Origin of the sequence: Halorubrum sp. FL23 (assembly GCF_052439115.2) — an archaeon.
GTDB lineage: Archaea > Halobacteriota > Halobacteria > Halobacteriales > Haloferacaceae > Halorubrum > Halorubrum persicum.
In genome coordinates, this window is the sequence record NZ_JBQVRO020000049.1 from 1 (window position 1) to 1,642 (window position 1,642).

The 1,642-nt window shown below is 61.0% G+C and carries 1 protein-coding gene; it reads left to right on the forward strand.

Features of this window, described 5'->3' with window-relative positions; translation table 11 throughout:
- Positions 1-100: 100 nt before the first annotated feature.
- Complete coding sequence (tnpC, locus tag ACT4MF_RS18805; protein WP_444683849.1) at positions 101-1,633, forward strand: IS66 family transposase; 1,533 nt, start codon at positions 101-103, stop codon at positions 1,631-1,633.
- Positions 1,634-1,642: the final 9 nt, after the last annotated feature.

Here is a 1,642-nt window from a genome sequence, read left to right on the forward strand (position 1 = left end):
GTACGTGTTTACCCCCAGTTGATTTCGGTAGCCTCTCGTAAGAGCCGCACAATTGGTACCGTAGATCAATGCAGCAGGCGAACGAGTACATCTTCGAGGGATGGTCTCCAGACCGGAGACCATCCCGTCTCGTCTGCTCATGATGTCGTCGGACCCCTCCTACGAAGCAGTTCTCGCACGCCTTGCTGACCTTGAGCAGGAACTCACGGAACGACAAGCAGAATACGAAGAACTCCGCGAACAGCACGAAACCCTTCGTGAACAGAATGAGGAAGTTCACGAAGAGCTCCGCGAAGAAAACGAAGAACTCCGTACGGAGAACAAACGCCTCAGAGCCAAACTCCGGTGGTACGAGGGACCGCATACACCACCGAGCAAGGACCAATCAGACCAAGAGGAGTCGTCCTCGTCCGATGGGGACGAGGACGACGAACAACCCCGGACTGACGGTGGCACGCCCGGCCGAAAGTCCGGACACGACCCGGAATGGCGGGATCCACCCGACCCAGACCGAGAAATCGAGGTGATCTGTGACTGCTGTCCAGACTGTGGCGAGGAGTTCGACGAGTCGGCGGGCGTCAGCCCCCGACTCGTCGAGGAGATCCCTGACCCACAACCCCCAGAAACCACCCAGTACAACCGCCACCACTACGCGTGTGACTGCTGTGGCGCAGAGACGGTTGCGTCTCACCCCGACTGCCCCGATGAGGGGCAGTTCGGGGTGAACGTCATTGCCCAGTCGGCGCTGTCCCGGTACGACCACCGTCTTCCCTACCGCAAGATCAGCGACCGCTTCGAGCAACTGCACGGACTGGAGCTTTCAGGCGCGGCCACGTGGCACGCGACCGAGCGCGCTGCGCGCGCCGGTCGCTGTGAATACGACCAGATCCGCCGTCAGATCCAGCACGCCGACGTTGTCCACATCGACGAAACAGGGATCAAGCGAGACGGCGACCAGGCGTGGCTCTGGACGTTCCGGACCGAAGACCACACGCTGTACGCGGTTCGAGAGAGTCGCGGAAGCGATGTTCCCGCGGAAGTCCTCGGGGAGGACTTCACGGGAACGGTCATCTGTGATGGGTGGACGGCCTATCCAGCGTTCAGCAGCCACCTCCAGCGGTGTTGGGCGCATATTCTTCGGGAAGCGAAAGACGCCGCCGACCAGCAGGCGGAAGGCGAACCGATCTACCGGGCTCTCACTCAGTTGTACGTCGCTCTCCAGGCCCGGCTGGAGAGCGACTTGACGATTCGTGAGCGAGCAGAATTACAACGTGTAGCGCGCAGAGAACTGGAGTCGCTGATTGAGCGGTCAGTACCCGACGGACCAGTGGCAACACTGCTCGGAAAGATCGAAGGCGGGCTCGACCACTGGCTCACCTTCATCGGTGAGCCAGCGGTCTCCCCAACGAACAACGCTGCGGAGAGCGCGCTTCGTGAGCCTGTGGTTCTCCGGAAGATTATCGGCACGCTCCGGAACGACCGGGGGATGTTCGTTCATGAGACGTTGCTGTCCCTGCTGGCAACGTGGCGCCAGCAGGGACGCAATCCCTACGAAGAACTCACGCGTGTCGTCCGGGACAACGATATGGTGTCACGCGCTCAGGCTGTGCCAGCTGTTTCGTCCTCGGGGTAAACACGTACT

Coding starts and splice junctions, on each gene's coding strand:
- tnpC (WP_444683849.1), top strand. CDS start 101: ATGGTCTCCAGACCGGAGACCATCCCGTCTCGTCTGCTCATGATGTCG.